Origin of the sequence: Streptomyces sp. L-9-10, from assembly GCF_004151105.1 — a bacterium.
GTDB lineage: Bacteria > Actinomycetota > Actinomycetes > Streptomycetales > Streptomycetaceae > Streptomyces.
The window spans coordinates 339,185-357,070 of sequence record NZ_PHRF01000162.1 but is presented as its reverse complement, the minus strand read 5'-3'; the positions used below and the strand labels follow the sequence as shown (position 1 = coordinate 357,070).

Below are 17,886 nucleotides of genomic sequence, written 5' to 3'. Positions count from 1 at the left end.
CCTGTGAGGGCCCGCCGCGCACTGCCTCCCATCCGGACTTTCACCGTCGGTCCAGGAATCTCACCTGGTCAACCGGCCGCTGGATGCGGACGGGTCGCGGACTATAACCGCCGGTTCGGAATTGCACCGACCCCGGAGTGCGCTGCTTCTGGTACCCGACCAGTGTGCCACGGCTGATCGTGGGCCAGTCGGGGGAGGGTTGTGGGCTGACTCACAGGTCCGGTCCGTGAGACGCGCGGGCCGCGGCCGTGGCAGGCCGCGCCGGCCGTCGCGGCGGATCGAACCACGGCCGTTCACGTACTGGGGGGGCGAATCTCAGCCGTTCACGGGCTGGGGGGCGAACAGTTCGTCCTGCGCCGCGTCCCGCGCCGTCAGCAGGGCGCCGCGCAGCACGCCCGCGCCGCCGAGCGCCCCGGCTCTGACCTCCGTACGCAGCGGTGTCATCGCGGCCAGCCGGTCCTCCACCCGGGCCGCCAGCGCCTCGCCGCCCGCGTGGCCCGCCTCGCCGGCCAGCACGATCCGGCCGGGGTCGAGTACGGCGCTGACCGCCGCCGCACCGAGGGCGAGCCGTTCGGCGAGGTCGTCGAGAAACGCCGCCGCGGACCGCGCCTCCTCCCCCGGGGCGTCTCCGGCGGCTCCCACCGCTGTGCGTACGAGCGCGGCGGAGGGCGGTTCCTGTGGCGCGGGGACGGCCGTGATGCCGTACCGCGCGGCCAGCTCGGCGACACCCGCCGAGCCCGCCAGGGTGTGGAAACCGCCGTCACAGGCGATCGCCGAGGGCAGCCGCGAGGTGCCGGGCACGGGCAGGAAGCCGATCTCGCCCGCTCCCCCGGAGGCGCCCCTGCGGAGCTTGCCGTCGAGCACGACGGCCGCGCCCACCCCGTGGCCGAGCCAGAGCAGGACGAAGGTGTCCTGGCCACGGGCCGCGCCGAGGCGCTGCTCCGCGAGCGCGGCGAGATTGGTCTCGTTCTCGACCAGAACGGTGGCGGGCAGCCGTTCCTGGAGGACGGCGACGAGCCTGCGGTGCCAGGCGGGCAGTCCGCTGGAGTCACGGAGTTCGCCGGTGACCGGGTCGACCAGGCCCGGGGCGCCGATGCCCACGCTGTGCAGGGGTACGGGGCCCGCCTTCCCGGCCGTACGCTCCAGCAGGGCCACGGCGCGCTCGACGGCGGCTTCCGTGGCGGTGTCGCTGCCGATGGGCAGGACCGCCTCGGCGAGGGTCTCGCCGAGCAGATCGGCGACCACGACGGAGACGCTGTGGGTGCGTACGTCGAGGGCCGCGAGATGGGCACGGTCCGCGACGATCCCGTACAGCCGCGCGTTCGGGCCGCGGCGCCGGTCGCCCGTCTCACCGACCACCCTGACCAGTCCGGACTCCTGGAGCCGCTCCACCAGATCGGCGACGGTGGGCCGGGAGAGCCCGGTCAGCGTCTTCAGCTGTGCCGCCGTCAACGGGCCTTCCTGCTGGAGCAGTCGCAGGGCGAGCCGGTCGTTGATGGCTCTGGCGGTGCTCGGGGAGGCGGCCATGCCGGAATCCTTCCAGATCGCCGGGGCGGCCCACGCGCGCCCAGCTCATTAAGGCCTATTTATCAGGCAGGGTTCCTGATAATTTACTCCGGCACCGACGACGGTGCGCCACCGGGTGCGTCGGGTACGGGCACCTCACAGGGGGAGGAACAGGCACTCATGTCGGCTGAAGTGGTCCACGACAAACAGGGGTTGCGGCGGGCCAGGTTCGCGGTCGCCGCCGTCTTCTGCGTACACGGAGCCGTCACCGGCAGCTTCGCGACCCGTATCCCGTGGATCCAGGACCACGCCGGGATCAGCGCGGGACAGCTCGGGCTCGCGCTCGCCTTCCCCGCGATCGGCGCGTCCGTCGCGATGCCGCTGGCGAGCGGGATCAGCCACCGCTTCGGCTCGCGCAACGCGCTGCGCGTCCTGCTCGCCCTCTGGACGCTCGCGCTGACCCTGCCGTCCCTGGCGCCGAATCTCCTCACGCTGTGCGCGGCCCTGTTCGTGTACGGCGCCGCCTCGGGCCTGTCGGACGTGGTGATGAACGCCCTCGGGGTGGAGGTCGAGAACCGGCTCGACAAGTCGATCATGTCGAGTCTGCACGGTATGTGGAGCACGGGTGCGCTGATCGGCTCCGCCGCCGGCACCCTCGCGGCCCATCTGGGCAGTGACGCCCGACTGCATCATCTGCTCGCCGCCGCCGTGCTCACGGTGCTGGGCCTGCTGGCCTGCCAGGCCGTCCTCGACCTGCGCAGCGCGCCCGAGGAGGACCCGCCGCCGCGGTTCGCGCTGCCGCCCAGGTCCGCGCTGCTGATCGGCGCGATCGGGTTCTGCGCGGTCTTCGCGGAGGGCGCGAGCCTCGACTGGTCGGCGGTCTACCTCCGGGACGTGCTGGACACCTCGCCGGGCGTCGCGGCGGCGTCGACCACGGCGTTCGCGCTCACCATGGCGGTGGCGCGGCTCGCGGGCGACCGGGTGATCGACCGGTTCGGCGCGGTACGGACCGTACGGACGGGCGGCGCGCTGGCCGTGGCGGGCGGCTTCCTGGTGGTCGTCGCACCGCAACCGCTGGTCGCCATGGCCGGGTTCGCGTTCCTCGGGCTCGGCGTGGCCGTGGTCGTACCGCTCGCCTTCGCGGCGGCGGGCCGCGCGGGGCCCAACCCGAGCCAGGCCATCGCGGGTGTCGCCACCATCACCTACACCTCGGGCCTGATCGCGCCCTCGGCGATCGGCGCGGTCGCGGACGCGACCTCGCTCGTGGTCTCGTTCGGCCTGGTGACGCTGCTCGCCTGCGGGCTGATGGTGGGCGCGGGTGTGCTCCGCACGGGCGACCGCCGCACCGTGGCGACCGCCGCCGACCCCACCACCAAGCCCGCGCCGGCCCCGGCCCCGGAGACGTAGGCCCCGGTCCCGGGTACCCCTCCGCACGGGTGCCCGGGTCCTTCCGCCTCAGCCCGCTATGGAGTCCAGCTGTTCCGCGGCGGGCCGCAGTGTCCAGAGGTCACCCCCGGGCGGAGTCTCCAGGCGGGGAACCGCGGCGCGGGCCTCGCGGCTTCCCGCGTCGGCCGCCGCGTGGACGATGTCGCTCGCCGCGAAGCGCTTGAACTCCAGCTCGGGGTGCGGCCAGGGGGCGGCGCCGGTCGCGGCCGGCAGCAGATACTCGACGGCCTTGAACAGGCTCTGCCCCTGCGGCCCTTCGTACGCCCAGAGGTCGACGCCGACCTTTTCCCCGATGGCCGCGAGGCGCGTGTAGGCGACCAGATCGAACGTCGAGTAGTGCCAGCTGCGCGTACGGGTCAGTTCCTGGGGCTGGCTGCCGTCGCCCGCGATCTGCGGGTCGATGCGCTTCTTACGGGCATCGAGGACGGTCTTCCGTGCGAGCCCCCGGTCGCCGGTGGCGAGCGCGAGACCGGCGACCTGCATGTCCATGAACGTGCCGTGGTTGTTCTTGGCGGCCGACTCCTCCTTGCCGAAGGGCGAGTTGACCAGCCAGTCCAGGAACTCCTTGTTCCAGGTGCGCATCCCCGCGCGGTCGCCGCTGGTCCACCCCGGGGCTCCGGTGCCGAGGATCGCGAGGGCGTCGAGAACGCTGGTGTACTGCTGGGAGAAGTCGATGATGCCGATGGCACGGCCGTCGTACTTGCAGGGGATGAACTGCCCGTGGTTGAGGTTCGGGTTCATCCGGGTCGCGGGGTCGATGAACCAGGTGCGCAGAATCCGCGCCGCGTGCTCCGCGTACCGCTTCTCGCCCGTGTAGTACCAGGCCAGGCTGAGCGTGGTGGTGGAGTTGAAGACCTTGCCGATGTCGGGGCGGTCGGTGCCGGTGTCGACCTCGGGGTTCCGCTCGCCGTCGCGCTGGACGTACGGGCAGCCCCAGGGGTTGGCGTCGGTCTTCGGCTGGGACGGCCACCAGTACGGAGCCTGGCTGAGGTAGTCGTGCGGGTCACCGCTGGGGGCGGGCCTCGGCTTGTCGGTGACGGTCCAGGGGCCCTGGCCCAGCCATGAGTCCGCTTGCGCGGTCAGGGACCTGACCGCCTCCCGGAGGGCGGGATCACCGCGGTCGAGGGCGATACGGGCCTGCCGCATCCGCTTGCCGTCGATCACCACGGTCCCCGGGGCCACGGGATCCGCGTGGTGTCGGCCGGAGGGCTGGGACGCGAGGGGGGACGCGGCGAAGGCCACTGCCGGGACGAGTACGGCGGCGACGGTGGACATGACGGCGAGCATGACGGCCGGACGCCGTCGGATGGATCCGCTCACTTGGACACTCCAATCATGTACATGAACGACATTCACGAACGAGGCCGTGCGAGCGTAGAGGCGACCGGTATCGCTGACAATGATCTGCGCACGATTCATAAATGGAGACGACCGGCGCCGGATACCGAGCAGGCCCCACTCCCCCGCCCGACGGCGCGCCGCGCACCGCCCCGGGCGGCCGGAACCGTACCGTAGGGAGGTCCAAAGGTTGAGCGCTCAACAAGGCAGTGCCTTACGGTAGTTGTCCTGTTCCACCGTCCGCACGAAGGAGTGCACACATGCCGGTCAGACTCGGGCTCGGTCTTCCGCAGATGAAGCAGTACAGCCTCGGCCGCGATGTGCCCGCCGTGGCGCGGGCCGCGGAGGAGGCCGGATACGAGAGTCTCTGGGTCTTCGAACGCGTCCTCTTCCCCGAGCCCGCCACCCAGGGGCTGTACGGCGTACCGGGGCTGCCCTGGCCCGACCAGTACCGGAGCGTCGCCGACCCGCTGATCACCCTCACGCTGGCCGCCGCCGCCACCGAGCGGGCCCGGCTCGGCACGAGCGTCCTGGTCGCGCCCCTGCACGTACCGTTCCAGCTGGCCCGTTCGCTGGCCTCGCTCGATGTCGCGAGCGGCGGCCGGGTGATCGCCGGCCTCGGCACGGGCTGGTCGCTCGATGAGTACGCCGCCTCCTCCGTCGCCCCGTTCGAGAAGCGCGGCGCGGTCCTGGACGAGGTGCTCGACGTCTGCGCGGCCGTCTGGGGCCCGGACCCGGTCTCGTACGAGGGCGAGCTGACCACCATCGCGCCGTCCGAGGTCGGCCCCAAGCCGGTCCGTCCCATCCCGGTCTTTCTGCCCGCGAACAGCCCGCGCGCCACCCGGCGGCTGGTGGACCGGGCGGACGGCTGGGTGCCCGTGGCCATGGGCGCTGCGCAGCTGACCGAGCAGTGGCGGCAGGTGCGGGAGCTGGCCGCCGAGCGTGGCAGGGAGCGTCCGCTCGACGCCTGTGCCCGTGCCAACGCCTCCTACAGCGCCAAGCCGTTCGAGGGTGAGGGCCGGCAGCCCTTCCAGGGCAGTGTGGCGCAGATCGTCGAGGACCTGGCGGCACACGCGGAGTCGGGGGTTCCGGAGATCATGCTGGACCTCCAGAGCACGACGCGTGACGCGGCTGAGCTGGCCGACGTGGCGGCCGAGGTGTACGCGGAGGCGCGCGCCGCGGGCGTCTGACGGACCCGCCGCGAGCGTCTGACGAAGACCCCGACGCGGACGGCGCAGACGTGCGCGCCCGGCGTCCGGCGGCAACGGTGACTGCGACGGCGACGGCGACGTGGCCCGCTCCCCCCTCCCGGAGCGGGCCACGTCACCGTCAGTCCTCGGGCAGCTCGACCGGTGCCAGTTCGTCGTACAGATCACCGGGCCCCGGGTTCGTGGCGTCCGTGGCACCCCCGAAGTGGTTCATCACGCCCCACACCGCGTTGAGCGCGGTCTGGACGGCGCCCTCCGCCCAGCCCGCGGTCCACGAGATGTCGTCGCCCGCCAGGAAGATCCCCCGCTTGTCGGCGGGCAGCCGGTCCTGCATGAAGTGGGTGAACAGCCGTCGCTGATAGCGGTAGTGCCCCGGCAGATTGGCCTTGAACGCGCCCATGAAGTACGGCTCGTTCTCCCAGGAGACGGTCACGGGGCTGCCGATGAGGTGCTTGCGGATGTCCACCTTGGGATAGATCTCGCGCAGCGAGTTCAGCATGACCTCCATCCGCTCCTCGGCGGAGAGCGGCAGCCACTTGAGACTGTCGTCGCACCAGGTGTACGAGAGGCAGATGACGGCGGGCCGGTCGGGGCCGTTGTCCAGCAGATACGTGCCCCTGGTCATCCGGTCGGTGAGCGTCATGGACATCGTGTCGCGCCCGGTCGGCACGCCCCGGTCGTCCACGGCCGGATCCAGCCAGAACGGCCGGTCGACCGGCACGAACAGCTTGGACGACTCCATGTAGTGGGTGCGCTCCATCGCCGTCCAGTGGTCGATCGGGAAGAGCGAGTCGTCACAGGCGATCTTGGAGAGCAGCAGCCAGGACTGCGCGGTGAAGACGGCGGCGCGGTAGGTACGGATCCGGCCGGAGGCGTCCGTGACGGTGATCCGGTTGCCCGAGGTGCGGTGCAGCCGGGTCACGGCCGGCAGCGGCGCGCCCTCGTGCAGGGACGACAGCGAGGTCCCGGCCGGCCAGTACGTGATCTTCCGTGGCTCGTCCTCCCACAGCCGCAGCGGCAACCGCTGGCTGCCGCCGACGATGGAGTGGTGGTGGTCGTCGGCCTCGGTGTAGACGACCCGCAGGATCTCCAGGATGGAGTTGGGGAAGTCGGTGTCCCAGCCGCCGGTGCCGAAGCCGACCTGGCCGAAGATCTCCCGGTGGCGGAAGGACTTGAAGGCCGGAGAGTCGCAGAGGAACCCGTAGAAGGTCTGATCGTCGAGCTTCTCGACCAGCCGCGCCCAGATCTCCCGGATCCGCGGCACATCGCGCTCGCGCAGGGCGCGGTTCATGTCGGAGAAGTCCGCGCCCTCCTCCAGACAGGTGGTCCAGGCCTCCATCACCTCGCGGTAGACCGGCGGCAGATCGTCCACGGTCTTCGCGTAGTGGGACTCGCCCTTGAGATCGACCACGGTCGACGGGGTGCCCGGCGCCAGCGGATTGGGGAACGGCCGGGTCTCCAGGCCCATCAGATCGATGTAGTGCCGCAGCGCGGTGGAGGAGGGCGGGAAGCGCATCGCGCCCATCTCGGCGGTCAGTTCCGGGTCGCAGCCCTCGAAGCCGACCGTACGCAGCCGCCCGCCGATCCGGTCGGCCTCGTACACGACGGGCTTGAGGCCCATCTTCATCAGCTCGTACGCGGCGACGAGGCCGGAGAGCCCGCCGCCGATGACGGCGACCTCGGCACCGTGCTCGGTCGCGGGTATCTGGCCGAGCCCGGCGGGGTGCGCCAGGTAGTCGTCGTACGCGTAGGGGAAGTCCGGTCCGACCATGGTGATCGGCGGCTGTACGGCGGCGGGCTGCGCGTCGGTGGGCTGGACGGCGGTGGGCACCGTGGACGTCATGGGGTACGGACTCCTTGCGGGTACGGCTGGTGCGGCGGGTACGGCCGGTACGAGGGCGGGCGGGAGCGGCGCGGCGCGGGTCGGCGCGGCTTGGCTCGGTGGGGGCTGGCTCGGTGGGGGCTGGCTCGGTGGGGGCGACTCAGCGGCGGTCGTCAGCAGTGGTCGTCAGTAGTGGTCGGCCCGGACGAGCGAGGTGTACAGCCCGGGATGGCGGTCCCTCAGATACGGATTGGCCGCGCGGGAGGCGGTCAGCAGCTCGCCGTCCGCCTCTCCGAGCACCAGTTCCTCGCTCCGCCCCGCGCGCGCCCGGACAGTCCCGTCGGGGCCGGCGAGACAGCTCAGCCCGACGAACTCGAACTCGCCCTCCTGGCCCGTCCTGTTCGCATACGCCACATACATCTGGTTCTCGAAGGCCCGGACCGGCACGACGTATTCGGCGACGAACGGGAACGGATGCATCAGGGCGGTGGGCACCAGCAGCAGATCGGTACCGGCCAGGGCGTGCGACCGTACGTTCTCGGGGAACTCGACGTCGTAACAGATCATGATCCCGATCCGCAGCCCGGCCAGCTCGGCCTGGACGACGGGCCGCTCCCCCGGGGTGAACCACGCGCGCTCGTAGCCACCGAAGAGATGGGTCTTGCGGTAGTTGGCGAGCCGCGTGCCATCGGGGCCGATCAGCTGCGCGGCGTTGTAGATCCGCTCACGGTCGCGCTCGCCGTCCCGCTCGCCACCGTGCTCGCCGCCGTGCTCCCCGTCGCGTTCGGGGTAGCCGTACAGCACCGCGAGTCCATGGCGTAGGGCGATCTCGGCGACGGCCACGGCCCCCGGGCCGTCCGCGGGCTCCGCCAGCCGGGGCACCTGGTCGCCGAGCGCGTAGCCGGTCAGGAACATCTCGGGACAGACCAGCAGCCCGGCGCCCGCGGCGGCGGCACGGGCCGCCGCCTCGTCGAGCACCTTGAGGTTCCCGGCGACCGAACCGGGTCGGCCGGAGCTCTGGAGCAGGGCGGTGCGCAGCGGCGGCATGGCTGACCTCGGGCGGTGCGAAGGGGCGCGGGGGTGACGTCATTGACGCTACGGTCCGGCCGATGCCGCGGACAAGACGCGACCGTTGCGCGCCGACCATCGATCCATTGCGTGTGCCGTGGCGCTCTCGGCGATTCGTTGCGCTCGATCCGTCGCACTCGATTCGTCACGCTCGATTCGTCACACTTGATTCGTCACACTTGATCCGTCGCGCTCAGCGGTGGGCGCCGCTCCCGGTCTGTTCGAGTCCCGAGTAGCGCCTCAGCAGCGGGGACAGCACGAGCACGGACTTCGTACGCTCCACATAGGGCTCGCCCGCGATGCGTTCGAGCACCTGCTCGAAGTGGCGCATGTCGGCGGCGAAGACCTGCACGATCGCGTCCGCCTCTCCGGTGACGGTGGAGGCGGACACCACCTCCGGGAGCCGTTCCAGGCCCCGTTGAATGGCTTCGGGCGAGGTCTTGCGACGGCAGTAGATCTCGATGAACCCCTCGGTCTCCCAGCCGAGCGCCGCGGGGTCCACCCGCACGGTGAAGCCGGTGATCGCGCCCTCGGCGCGCAGCCGGTCGACGCGCCGCTTCACCGCGGGCGCGGACAGGCCGACGAGGGAGCCGATATCGGCGTAGGAGCGGCGGGCGTCCGCGGCGAGGGCATGGACGATGCGTTCGTCGAGATCGTTGAGTCGCACGGCTGGTGGTTCACTTCTCTGCGGTGGCCGGAGGTGCGGCGGAGGGCCGTCACCGAAGTAGAACACGGTCCGCGGGGACCCGGTGATGTGCGGCCGCCGGGCCGGGATCACAATGAGGCCGATGCCGGTGAAAGACCGACAACGGGGTAGACGAGGCAGTGATGAGCAACGAGCCGCATGTGGTGGTCGTGGACTCGCCGTACCGGGACAGCGCGGCGGCCCGCGGGGCCGCCGCCGCATTCCTCCAGCAGCACTGTCCGTGGGCCGATCCGGACGCGGTGCTGCTCGTCGTCTCGGAACTCGTCACGAACGCCGTCCGGCACACCCCGGGGTGGTGGCGGCTCCATCTCACCGCGGAGGGCGAGACGTTGACGGTGGAGATGGACGACTCCAGTCCTGAGCCGCCGGTCGCCCGCGCGCCCGACTTCTCCGGGGGCGGCGGGTTCGGCTGGCACATGGTGCTGAGGCTCGCGGGCCATGTCGAGGTCCGGCCGCTGCCGGGCGGCAAGCGTGTCCAGGCGGTCTGGCGGCGGCCGGAGGTCTCCGCACCCGCCCCCACCCCGGTCTGACCGGGCACGACAGCCGACAGCGGCGGACGTACGAGGGTGCCGACGGCGGCGGACGTACGAAACGGCGGCGGACGTACGAGGGGGCGCTCCCCAGCCGCGGAGCGCCCCCTCGTATGTCGTCTACGCGCGACCGACTCACTCCACCGCCAGCAGCCCCGCCCTCAGCCGCCCGGTGATCCGCGACAGCAGCCGGGACACATGCATCTGGGAGACGCCCAGTTCGGCGCCGATCTCCGACTGGGTCATCTCGTCGCCGAAGCGCATGCGCAGGATGCGCCGCTCCCGCTCGTCGAGCTCCTCGATGAGCGGCTTGAGCGCCTGGACGTTCTCGGCCGTCTCCATCCCGGCGTCGGGTGCGCCGATCCGGTCCGAGAGCGGAGCCGGGGAGCCCGACGCGTCGTCCGTCGGCATGTCGATCGAACCGGCCGTATAGCCGTTGCTCGCGACGACGCCCTCGATGACCTCTTCCTCGTCCAGGCCGAGATGCTCGGCCAGTTCGGGGGTGGTGGGCGCGCGGTCGAGCCGCTGGGACAGCTCGTCCGTCGCCTTGGCCAGATCGATGCGCAGCTCCTGGAGGCGGCGCGGCACGTGCACGGCCCAACTGGTGTCACGGAAGAACCGCTTGATCTCGCCGACGATGTACGGCACGGCGAAGGTCGCGAACTCCACCTCACGGCTGAGCTCGAAGCGGTCGATCGCCTTGATCAGGCCGATGGTGCCGACCTGGACGATGTCCTCCATCTGGTCCGCGCGGTTACGGAACCGGGTGGCCGCGTAGCGGACCAGCGCCAGATTCAGCTCGATCAGGGTGTTGCGTACGTACTGGAATTCGTGGGTGCCTTCTTCCAGCTCCACCAGCCGGGCGAAGAAGAGCTTCGAGATTTCCCGTGCGTCCTTGGGCGCCACTTCCGCCGGGCACTCCACGTAGGGAAGTTCCAGCTCCGCCGCCTCCGCGCGCTGCTGGGTTCCGTATTGCGTGCTTTCGGTCGGGACCGTGCTCACCGTGGACACTTTGTCCTCCCCTGCTCCGTGGTCAGTGCACAGCGCGTGTACCCGCTCCCAGCACACTCATGCGTACCGGATGCCGGATAAATAGATCTGGTCGTCATACCGCGTCCGGCCGCCGCGCGGGGCGACGGCCGGACGGTGAGCGGACGGCCGGACGGTGAGCCGACCGGACAGGGCCTGGACGAGTAAGCCCGGAGTCCCGTCCGGAGTCCCGTCTAGCTCCAGCTGGCGTGCAGCGGCTTGCCCTCGGCGTAACCGGCGGCGCTCTGGACGCCGACGATCGCCTTCCGCGCGAACTCCTCCAGCGAGTCCGCGCCGGCGTAGGTGCACGAGGAGCGCACCCCCGCGATGATCGAGTCGATCAGGTCCTCCACCCCGGGCCGGGACGGGTCGAGGAACATCCGCGAGGTGGAGATGCCCTCCTCGAACAGCGCCTTGCGCGCCCGGTCGTACGCCGACTCCTCGCTCGTACGGTTGCGTACGGCGCGGGCGGAGGCCATGCCGAAGGACTCCTTGTAGAGCCGTCCGTCGGCGGCCTGCTGAAGGTCGCCCGGGGACTCGTACGTACCGGCGAACCAGGAACCGATCATGACGTTCGAGGCGCCGGCGGCGAGCGCCATGGCGACATCGCGCGGGTGCCTGACCCCGCCGTCGGCCCAGACGTGCTTGCCGAACTTCTTCGCCTCCGCCGCGCACTCCATGACGGCGGAGAACTGGGGCCGGCCCACACCGGTCATCATGCGGGTGGTGCACATGGCGCCCGGCCCGACACCGACCTTGATGATGTCCGCGCCGGCCTCGATCAGATCCCGTACGCCCTCGGCGGCGACGATATTGCCGGCGACGACCGGCACCTTCGGATCGAGCGCGCGGACGGCCTTGATGGCGGCGAGCATGGACTCCTGGTGGCCGTGCGCCGTATCGACGACAAGCGTGTCGACACCCGCGTCGAGCAACTGCTTCGCCTTGCCCGCGACATCGCCGTTGACGCCGACCGCGGCGGCTATCCGCAGCTTGCCCTGGGCGTCGGTCGCGGGCGTGTAGAGGGTCGCGCGCAGAGCGCCCTTGCGGGTGAGGACACCGGCCAGCCTGCCCTCGGCGTCGATGGCGGGGGCGATCTTGCGATTGGCGTTGTCGAGGGTGTTGAACGCCTCGCGGGGGTCCATGTCCGCGGAGATCAGCAGCAGGTCCTTCGACATCACCTCGGACAGCTGGGTGAAGCGGTCGACTCCGGTCAGGTCGTGGTCGGTGACGACACCGACGGGCCGGCCCTCGCCGTCGACCACGACCCCCGCGCCGTGCGCCCTCTTGGGCAGCAGGGACAAAGCGTCGCCCACCGTCTGGAGGGGGGCGAGCACGATCGGGGTGTCGAGTACGAGATGGCGCGTCTTGACCCATGAGATGACGTCGGTGACGACCTCGATCGGGATGTCCTGCGGGATGACGACGAGACCACCGCGCCGGGCGACGGTCTCGGCCATCCTGCGGCCCGCGATCGCGGTCATGTTCGCCACGACGAGGGGAATGGTGGTGCCGGTGCCGTCCGGGGCGGAGAGGTCCACCGCTTGGCGGGAACCCACGGCCGAACGGCTCGGCACCATGAACACGTCGTCGTATGTGAGGTCGTACGGCGGCTGCAGGTCATTGAGAAAACGCACGTGCAGAACATCCCAGTCGATCGGAGTTGGCCCCGGTCGGTGGAGCCGGGGAAAACGCACGTACTTGATTCTCCCATGCCGGACCGGATACCCGGCCGGGGAGGAACATCCAGCTCAGAAGGGGTGCCCTCGTACGATGATCCAAAACCTCAGGGTGCCCGACGGTGACCCACCGGACCCCGTCCGGGACATGCCTGACCAGGTCAGACCAGGATCAGGTCAGACCGGGATCAGGTCGAACCGGATCAGGTCAGATCAGATCCGCTCAGGTCGATTGAAGCCAGGTCCGGCAGATCGGTCGGGTCAGGTCTCGTCCGGGTCGACCCGCTCCAGCGCGGGCCGCGGCCCCGGACTGAACTCCGTCAGCAGGAAGTCCGCCGCGGCCGTGTCCGTGACCAGGCTGGTGACCAGTCCGGAACGGAGTACGGCCCCGATCGCCTCCGCCTTGCGCAGCCCGCCCGCGATCGCCACGACCTCCGGGATCCGGCGCAGCCGGTCGGCCTCGACCGTGATGCACCGCTCGCCCAGATCGCGGCCGACCCGTCTGCCCTCCGCGTCGAAGAGATGCGCGGACATCTCGGCGGCGACACCGAGCGAGGCGTAGTGGGTCCGCTCCTCCTCGGTGATCATGTCGTGCACCGTGGAGATGCCGGGCTCCCAGGAGCCGATGGAGACGGCGGCGACGGTCACCTTGTCGAAGTACTCGAAGGCGCGCGCGATACCGGTCTGGCTGCGCAGCGCCGCCGCGGTCGCCGGGTCGGGGAGCAGCATCGGCGCGTAGATGGGGTGCGCCTCTCCCCCGGACACCTGGGCGGCCCGCCGTACGGCCTCGACCGAGCCGCGCTCGGCGGTGCCCGCGTCGTACACGCCCGTGAGCTGGACGACCGTGCAGGGCGGCAGCCGGTCGAGCGCGGCGGCCATGTGGATGGTGGACCGGCCCCAGGCCAGGCCCAGCACATCGCCCTCGACCACCAGCTCACCGAGCAGATCGGCGGCGACCTCGCCCAGGTTCTCCGGGTCGGGCGACTCGTCCTCGGCCTCCGTGGGCGACTCGACGACCACCGCGTGCCGCAGTCCGTAGCGGGCGCGCAGCGCGTCGGAGCGCTCGGCGTCCAGCTCGGACGGGACGCGGATCTCGATCCTGACGAGGTCGCGCTCCATCGCGGTCTCCAGGACCCGGGCCACCTTGAAGCGGCTGACGCCGAACTCCTCGGCGATCTGGATCTTGGACTTGCCCTCCAGGTAGAAACGGCGGGCCATGGCCGCCGCCTGCACCAGTTCCGCGGGTCCCATCCGCAGGGCTGGCCGACCCGCCGACATACCAGACACCGCGATCTCCTCACTGCTGTTCACACTCTGGACTCGCTGTTCATCCTGTCAGATCCAGCGATCCTTGATCAGCCCCGAAGGGCGCCGTTCATGTTCCCGTGGCGCACTGGTCCACCGGAGCCCCGCCCGCTCGCGCGGAGGGTCAGTGACCGCACGCCCATGAGGCGGCGGAGGTGGCCTCGGTCGCCTGGTTGCGGAGCATCCGCACCGCCGCGGCGGGATCGTCCGTGCCGTACACCGCGGATCCCGCGACGAAGACATCGGCGCCCGCCTCGGCGCAGCGTTCGATGGTGGTGGCCGAGACCCCGCCGTCCACCTGGAGCCACAGTTCAAGACCGTGCTTGGAGATCAGCTCACGGGTACGGCGGATCTTGGGCAGCATGATGTCCAGGAACGCCTGGCCGCCGAAGCCCGGCTCCACCGTCATGATCAGCAGCATGTCCAGCTCGGGCAGCAGGTCCTCGTACGGCTCGATGGCCGTCGCGGGCTTGAGCGCCATGGACGCCCTGGCGCCCTTGGCACGGATCTCGCGGGCCAGTCGTACGGGGGCGGCGGCGGCCTCCACGTGGAACGTCACCGAACCGGCGCCGGCCTCGACGTACTGCGGGGCCCAGCGGTCGGGCTCCTCGATCATCAGATGGCAGTCCAGCGGGGTGTCCGTCGCCCGTCCGAGCGCTTCGACCACCGGCACGCCCAGGGTCAGATTGGGCACGAAGTGGTTGTCCATGACATCGACGTGAAGCCAGTCGGCGCCTTCCACCGCCTTCGCCTCATCGGCGAGCCGGGAGAAGTCGGCGGACAGGATGCTGGGGTTGATCTGAGCCATGTGCCAAGCCTGCCATGTCCGGGACCACTTCCGGACCGCCCGGGGGACCTCGGTATGGACCAATGCGCCGCGAAGCGGTGCGGGAACGGCACAGTCCGCGCAATCCTCGCGTCTTGCCCGGCCAAAGACGGCCCGACCCGCCCACTCGGCCTTCCGGCCCCGGGGCTCGCGCCCCGACTCCCCTGCCTCGGCTCCTTCGGTCCGGCTCCCCTGCCATGACCCACCCGTCTGTCATGACTCACCCGTCTTGACTCTCCCCCGGAGGGAGACCGCACGGTGGCACCATGCGCAGCGAACCCGTACCGGCCCCGGCGCCGGATCTCGCACCGGAACCCGTACTGCTCACCATCGGCGCGGTGGCCGAGCGCACCGGTCTGCCGGTGAAACTCGTCCGCCACTGGTCGGATCTCGGCATCGCGCCGCCCGCCGACCGCACCGAGGCCGGCTACCGCCGGTACCGCCCCGAGGCGGTGGCGCGCCTCGGTCTGGCGCGTACGCTCCGGGACCTGGGTCTCGGCCTGTCCACGATCCGGGACGTTCTCGACCGTGAACGGGATCTGCCCGAGGTCGCGGCGGTGCATGCCGACGCCCTGGAGGCCCGGATCCGGACGCTGCGGCTGCGGCAGGCGGTGCTCCGAGCGCCGTTACGGCCCGGCTCCCGGCCGGAGGCTGGTCGAGCAGTTGCTGATCGAAATGCTGGTGCACGGCTGGGATCTGGCCATGGCCATCGGACAGCGGCCCGGCTTCGCGGAGGAGACCGTGGAGGCCGTCCTCCCCTCCGTACGGGAGATCTACGGCGCGCTGCCCCGGACCCCGGGCGGTTCGTTCGCGTCCGAGGCTCCGGTGCCGGACGGGTCGAGCGCGACGGACCGGCTGGCGGCCTTCCTCGGCAGACGGGTCGTACGGACGCCGTAGCCGCGCGCCACCACCCGTCGGCCCCCAGCCGTCAGGCGGTACGCCGCAGCAGCGCCAGGTACATGGCGTCCGTCCCGTGCAGATGCGGCCACAGCTGGACGTCGGGACCGTCCCCCAGCGCCGGTACGCCCGGCATCAGCGGCCTGGCATCGATCCACTCGGCCTCGGCCGCCGGGCCGCCGCGCCCCTTGAGCACGTCCTCGACGACCGCCTTGGTCTCGGCGGGGTGCGGGGAGCACGTCGCGTAACCGACGACGCCGCCGACCCGTACCGCGTTGAACGCCTCGCGCAACAGGCCGCGTTGGAGCGGCGCGAAGCCCTCCAGATCCTCCGGACGGCGCCGCCAGCGCGCCTCCGGCCTGCGCCGCAGGGCACCGAGGCCCGTGCACGGCACATCGACCAGGACCCGGTCGAAGGAACCGGGGACCCAGGGCGGCCGGGTGCCGTCGGCGGCGATCACCTGATACGGGCCGGGGTTTCCGGCCAGCGCGCGGGCCACGAGCCTGGCCCGGTGCGGCTGCTTCTCGGCGGCCAGCAGGGAGGCGCCGCGTCCGGCGGCCAGCGCGGCCAGCAGCGCCGCCTTGCCGCCGGGACCGGCGCACCCGTCGAGCCAGCGCGCGTCCGCCCCCTCCAGCGGCGCGTTGGCCAGAGCGATCGCGACCAGCTGACTGCCCTCGTCCTGGACGCCGGCCCGTCCCTCCCGTACGGCGTCGAGCGCGCCCGGTTCACCGCCCTCGGTGAGCCGTACGGCATACGGCGACCACCGGCCGGGCAGTCCGGAGTCCTCGCCGAGCACATCGAGCAGCTCGTCGGCGGTCGAGCGGCCCGGCCGGGCCACCAGCGTCACCTCGGGCCGTTCGTTGTCGGCCTCCAGGAGATCCTCGATACCGGCGCGGCCACCGCCCAGCGCGTCCCAGAGCGCGGAGACCACCCAGCGGGGATGCGAGTGGACGACCGCGAGATGGTCCTCGGCGTCCTCCTCGTACGGCGGCGCGACCCGCTGCAGCCAGGTGTCCAGATCGTCCCTGGAGATCTTGCGCAGTACGGCGTTGACGAACTTGGCGCGGCCGTCCCCGAGCACCACCCGGGCCAGCTCCACGCTCGCGGAGACGGCGGCATGCGTCGGGATCCGCGTCCCGAGCAGCTGGTGCGCCCCGAGGGCGAGCACATCGAGGACGGGCGGGTCGACCTCGCGCAGCGGCCGGTCGATGCAGGCCGAGATGATCGCGTCGTACGTGCCCTGGCGCCGCAGCGTCCCGTACACCAGCTCGGTGGCCAGCGCCGCGTCCCGCGCCTCGAAGCCGCTGTTCTCGCGCGCCTTCTTGAGCAGCGGCGGCAGGACGAGATTCGCGTACGCGGCCCGCTCGTCGACCGCCCTGAGCGCCTCGAAGGCGAGGAGCCGCACAGGGTCCTTCTTGGGGCGGCGATACGGCTTGGAGGGGCGGCGAGGGGCCTGCTGGTTCAAAGGTGCTCCGCGGTGAGAAGAATTGATCCCTCCCAGCCTAGACGAGTGGGCCCGAAGCCCTTTCTGCCCTCGGCACCTCCGGGCGCACGACGCCGCCTCGGACGTACTCGTCTACTGCTCCTGCCCGAGCCGCTCACCCGGGGCGATCCGCACCCCGCGCGCCCAGTCGGCGGCGCGCATCGGCTTCTTCCCCTGCGGCTGGACCCACAGCAGCTCGGCGTCGTGCGATCCGGTGCCCACGTACACGTTGTTCTTGCCGACGGCGAGCGCCCCGGGCGCCAGCTCCGTACGCTCAGGCAGCAGCCCCAGGTGGATCAGTTTGAGCCGCTCCCCGCGGAAGACCGTCCAGGCGCCGGGCGCGGGAGTGCAGCCGCGAACCACCCGGTCCACGCGCAGCGCGGGCGCGGACCACTCCACCCGCGCGTCCTCGACAGTGATCTTGGGCGCGAGCGTGACGCCCTCGGCGGGCTGCGGTACGGGCTTGAGCGAGCCGTCCCCGATCCCGTCCATGGTCGCCGCGAGCAGCCCGGAGCCCGCGAAGGCCAGCCGGGTCAGCAGATCACCACTGGTGTCGGTGGGCCGTACCTGCTCCGTGATCACGCCGTACACCGGTCCTGAGTCCAGCCCTTCCTCGATCTGGAAGGTGGACGCGCCGGTCATCTCGTCGCCCGCCATGACGGCGTGCTGCACGGGCGCGGCACCGCGCCAGGCCGGCAACAGCGAGAAGTGCAGATTCACCCAACCGTGGACCGGCACATCGAGGGCGACCCTCGGCAGCAGCGCACCGTACGCGACGACCGGACAGCAGTCGGGCGCGATCTCGCGCAGCCGGGCCAGGAAGTCCTCCTCGCGCGGCTTCGCCGGCTTGAGCACCTCGATGCCGGCCTCCTCCGCGCGCTGGGCGACGGGGCTGGCGACCAGCCTGCGACCGCGCCCGGCCGGGGCGTCGGGCCGGGTCACGACGGCGACGACCTCATGCCGTTCGGAGGCGATGAGTGCGTCCAGGGCGGGTACGGCGACCTCGGGGGTGCCGGCGAAGACGAGCTTCATCGGTGGCTGAC

Annotated in this window: 15 protein-coding genes, 1 pseudogene and 1 riboswitch; of the genes and pseudogenes, 5 read left to right on the top strand and 11 right to left on the bottom strand. The window is 71.5% G+C overall.

Annotation, left to right across the window (positions count from 1 at the left end; genetic code table 11):
• Positions 1–14 precede the first annotated feature (14 nt).
• A riboswitch (FMN riboswitch) is annotated at positions 15–145 on the bottom strand.
• Between the two features lie 170 nt (positions 146–315).
• Positions 316–1,527 carry an ROK family transcriptional regulator gene (locus CU044_RS35105; RefSeq protein ID WP_129772772.1) on the bottom strand — a complete coding sequence of 404 codons (1,212 nt, stop codon included), beginning with the start codon at positions 1,525–1,527 and terminating at the stop codon, positions 316–318.
• 159 nt (positions 1,528–1,686) lie between these two features.
• Between CU044_RS35105 and CU044_RS35100 the strand changes: the two genes are divergently transcribed.
• Positions 1,687–2,913, top strand: a complete 1,227-nt coding sequence (locus CU044_RS35100) for an MFS transporter (protein ID WP_129772771.1) — start codon at positions 1,687–1,689, stop codon at positions 2,911–2,913.
• Between the two features lie 48 nt (positions 2,914–2,961).
• On the opposite strand, the gene CU044_RS35095 is transcribed toward CU044_RS35100, so the two are convergent.
• On the bottom strand, positions 2,962–4,227 hold the full coding sequence (locus CU044_RS35095) for an alginate lyase family protein (protein ID WP_129772856.1): 1,266 nt from the start codon (positions 4,225–4,227) through the stop codon (positions 2,962–2,964).
• Between the two features lie 323 nt (positions 4,228–4,550).
• Here CU044_RS35095 and CU044_RS35090 point away from each other — a divergent pair, with 323 nt between their 5' ends.
• The gene (locus CU044_RS35090; protein ID WP_129772770.1) at positions 4,551–5,480 is read left to right on the top strand and encodes an LLM class F420-dependent oxidoreductase; all 930 of its coding nucleotides are present in this window, start codon (positions 4,551–4,553) and stop codon (positions 5,478–5,480) included.
• A 139-nt stretch (positions 5,481–5,619) separates the two neighbouring features.
• On the opposite strand, the gene CU044_RS35085 is transcribed toward CU044_RS35090, so the two are convergent.
• The 3 genes from CU044_RS35085 to CU044_RS35075 all read right to left on the bottom strand — a co-directional run bounded on the left by CU044_RS35085 (position 5,620) and on the right by CU044_RS35075 (position 9,055).
• Complete coding sequence (locus CU044_RS35085) at positions 5,620–7,341, bottom strand: NAD(P)/FAD-dependent oxidoreductase (protein WP_129772769.1); 1,722 nt, start codon at positions 7,339–7,341, stop codon at positions 5,620–5,622.
• A 165-nt stretch (positions 7,342–7,506) separates the two neighbouring features.
• On the bottom strand, positions 7,507–8,367 hold the full coding sequence (locus CU044_RS35080) for a carbon-nitrogen hydrolase family protein (RefSeq protein ID WP_129772768.1): 861 nt from the start codon (positions 8,365–8,367) through the stop codon (positions 7,507–7,509).
• 214 nt (positions 8,368–8,581) lie between these two features.
• Entirely contained in the window at positions 8,582–9,055 is a 474-nt protein-coding gene (locus CU044_RS35075; RefSeq protein WP_129772767.1) for an Lrp/AsnC family transcriptional regulator, read from the bottom strand.
• A gap of 161 nt (positions 9,056–9,216) precedes the next feature.
• Between CU044_RS35075 and CU044_RS35070 the strand changes: the two genes are divergently transcribed.
• The gene (locus tag CU044_RS35070; RefSeq protein ID WP_129772766.1) at positions 9,217–9,624 is read left to right on the top strand and encodes an ATP-binding protein; all 408 of its coding nucleotides are present in this window, start codon (positions 9,217–9,219) and stop codon (positions 9,622–9,624) included.
• A gap of 135 nt (positions 9,625–9,759) precedes the next feature.
• Here CU044_RS35070 and CU044_RS35065 read toward each other — a convergent pair whose 3' ends face one another.
• The 4 genes from CU044_RS35065 to rpe form a co-directional block, all read right to left on the bottom strand.
• Positions 9,760–10,563, bottom strand: coding sequence for an RNA polymerase sigma factor SigF (locus CU044_RS35065; RefSeq protein WP_240046026.1), 804 nt, complete (start codon positions 10,561–10,563; stop codon positions 9,760–9,762).
• 284 nt (positions 10,564–10,847) lie between these two features.
• On the bottom strand, positions 10,848–12,290 hold the full coding sequence (locus tag CU044_RS35060; RefSeq protein ID WP_275670246.1) for a GuaB1 family IMP dehydrogenase-related protein: 1,443 nt from the start codon (positions 12,288–12,290) through the stop codon (positions 10,848–10,850).
• Positions 12,291–12,593: 303 nt separating this feature from the next.
• Entirely contained in the window at positions 12,594–13,643 is a 1,050-nt protein-coding gene (locus tag CU044_RS35055) for a sugar-binding domain-containing protein (protein ID WP_193564143.1), read from the bottom strand.
• 118 nt (positions 13,644–13,761) lie between these two features.
• On the bottom strand, positions 13,762–14,445 hold the full coding sequence (rpe, locus tag CU044_RS35050; RefSeq protein WP_129772764.1) for a ribulose-phosphate 3-epimerase: 684 nt from the start codon (positions 14,443–14,445) through the stop codon (positions 13,762–13,764).
• A 284-nt stretch (positions 14,446–14,729) separates the two neighbouring features.
• Between rpe and CU044_RS35045 the strand changes: the two are divergent.
• Together CU044_RS35045 and CU044_RS38930 are read left to right on the top strand one after the other, a co-directional pair.
• A pseudogene (locus CU044_RS35045) lies at positions 14,730–15,086 on the top strand (MerR family transcriptional regulator); the annotation flags it as partial.
• Positions 15,025–15,360 carry a hypothetical protein gene (locus tag CU044_RS38930; protein WP_165372042.1) on the top strand — a complete coding sequence of 112 codons (336 nt, stop codon included), beginning with the start codon at positions 15,025–15,027 and terminating at the stop codon, positions 15,358–15,360. The pseudogene CU044_RS35045 and the gene CU044_RS38930, both read left to right, overlap by 62 nt.
• A 31-nt stretch (positions 15,361–15,391) precedes the next feature.
• Here CU044_RS38930 and CU044_RS35040 read toward each other — a convergent pair whose 3' ends face one another.
• Together CU044_RS35040 and fmt are read right to left on the bottom strand one after the other, a co-directional pair.
• Positions 15,392–16,825, bottom strand: a complete 1,434-nt coding sequence (locus CU044_RS35040; RefSeq protein WP_129772763.1) for a transcription antitermination factor NusB — start codon at positions 16,823–16,825, stop codon at positions 15,392–15,394.
• Between the two features lie 111 nt (positions 16,826–16,936).
• Positions 16,937–17,875 carry a methionyl-tRNA formyltransferase gene (gene fmt / locus CU044_RS35035; protein WP_129772762.1) on the bottom strand — a complete coding sequence of 313 codons (939 nt, stop codon included), beginning with the start codon at positions 17,873–17,875 and terminating at the stop codon, positions 16,937–16,939.
• Positions 17,876–17,886: the final 11 nt, after the last annotated feature.

Bases quoted from the DNA above. Each gene is read 5' to 3' on its own strand.
- rpe (WP_129772764.1), bottom strand. From the start codon at position 14,445: ATGGCTCAGATCAACCCCAGCATCCTGTCCGCCGACTTCTCCCGGCTC.
- CU044_RS38930 (WP_165372042.1), top strand. From the start codon at position 15,025: ATGCCGACGCCCTGGAGGCCCGGATCCGGACGCTGCGGCTGCGGCAGG.
- CU044_RS35100 (WP_129772771.1), top strand. From the start codon at position 1,687: ATGTCGGCTGAAGTGGTCCACGACAAACAGGGGTTGCGGCGGGCCAGG.
- CU044_RS35085 (WP_129772769.1), bottom strand. From the start codon at position 7,341: ATGACGTCCACGGTGCCCACCGCCGTCCAGCCCACCGACGCGCAGCCC.
- CU044_RS35070 (WP_129772766.1), top strand. From the start codon at position 9,217: ATGAGCAACGAGCCGCATGTGGTGGTCGTGGACTCGCCGTACCGGGAC.
- CU044_RS35095 (WP_129772856.1), bottom strand. From the start codon at position 4,227: ATGTCCACCGTCGCCGCCGTACTCGTCCCGGCAGTGGCCTTCGCCGCG.
- CU044_RS35105 (WP_129772772.1), bottom strand. From the start codon at position 1,527: ATGGCCGCCTCCCCGAGCACCGCCAGAGCCATCAACGACCGGCTCGCC.
- fmt (WP_129772762.1), bottom strand. From the start codon at position 17,875: ATGAAGCTCGTCTTCGCCGGCACCCCCGAGGTCGCCGTACCCGCCCTG.
- CU044_RS35080 (WP_129772768.1), bottom strand. From the start codon at position 8,367: ATGCCGCCGCTGCGCACCGCCCTGCTCCAGAGCTCCGGCCGACCCGGT.
- CU044_RS35090 (WP_129772770.1), top strand. From the start codon at position 4,551: ATGCCGGTCAGACTCGGGCTCGGTCTTCCGCAGATGAAGCAGTACAGC.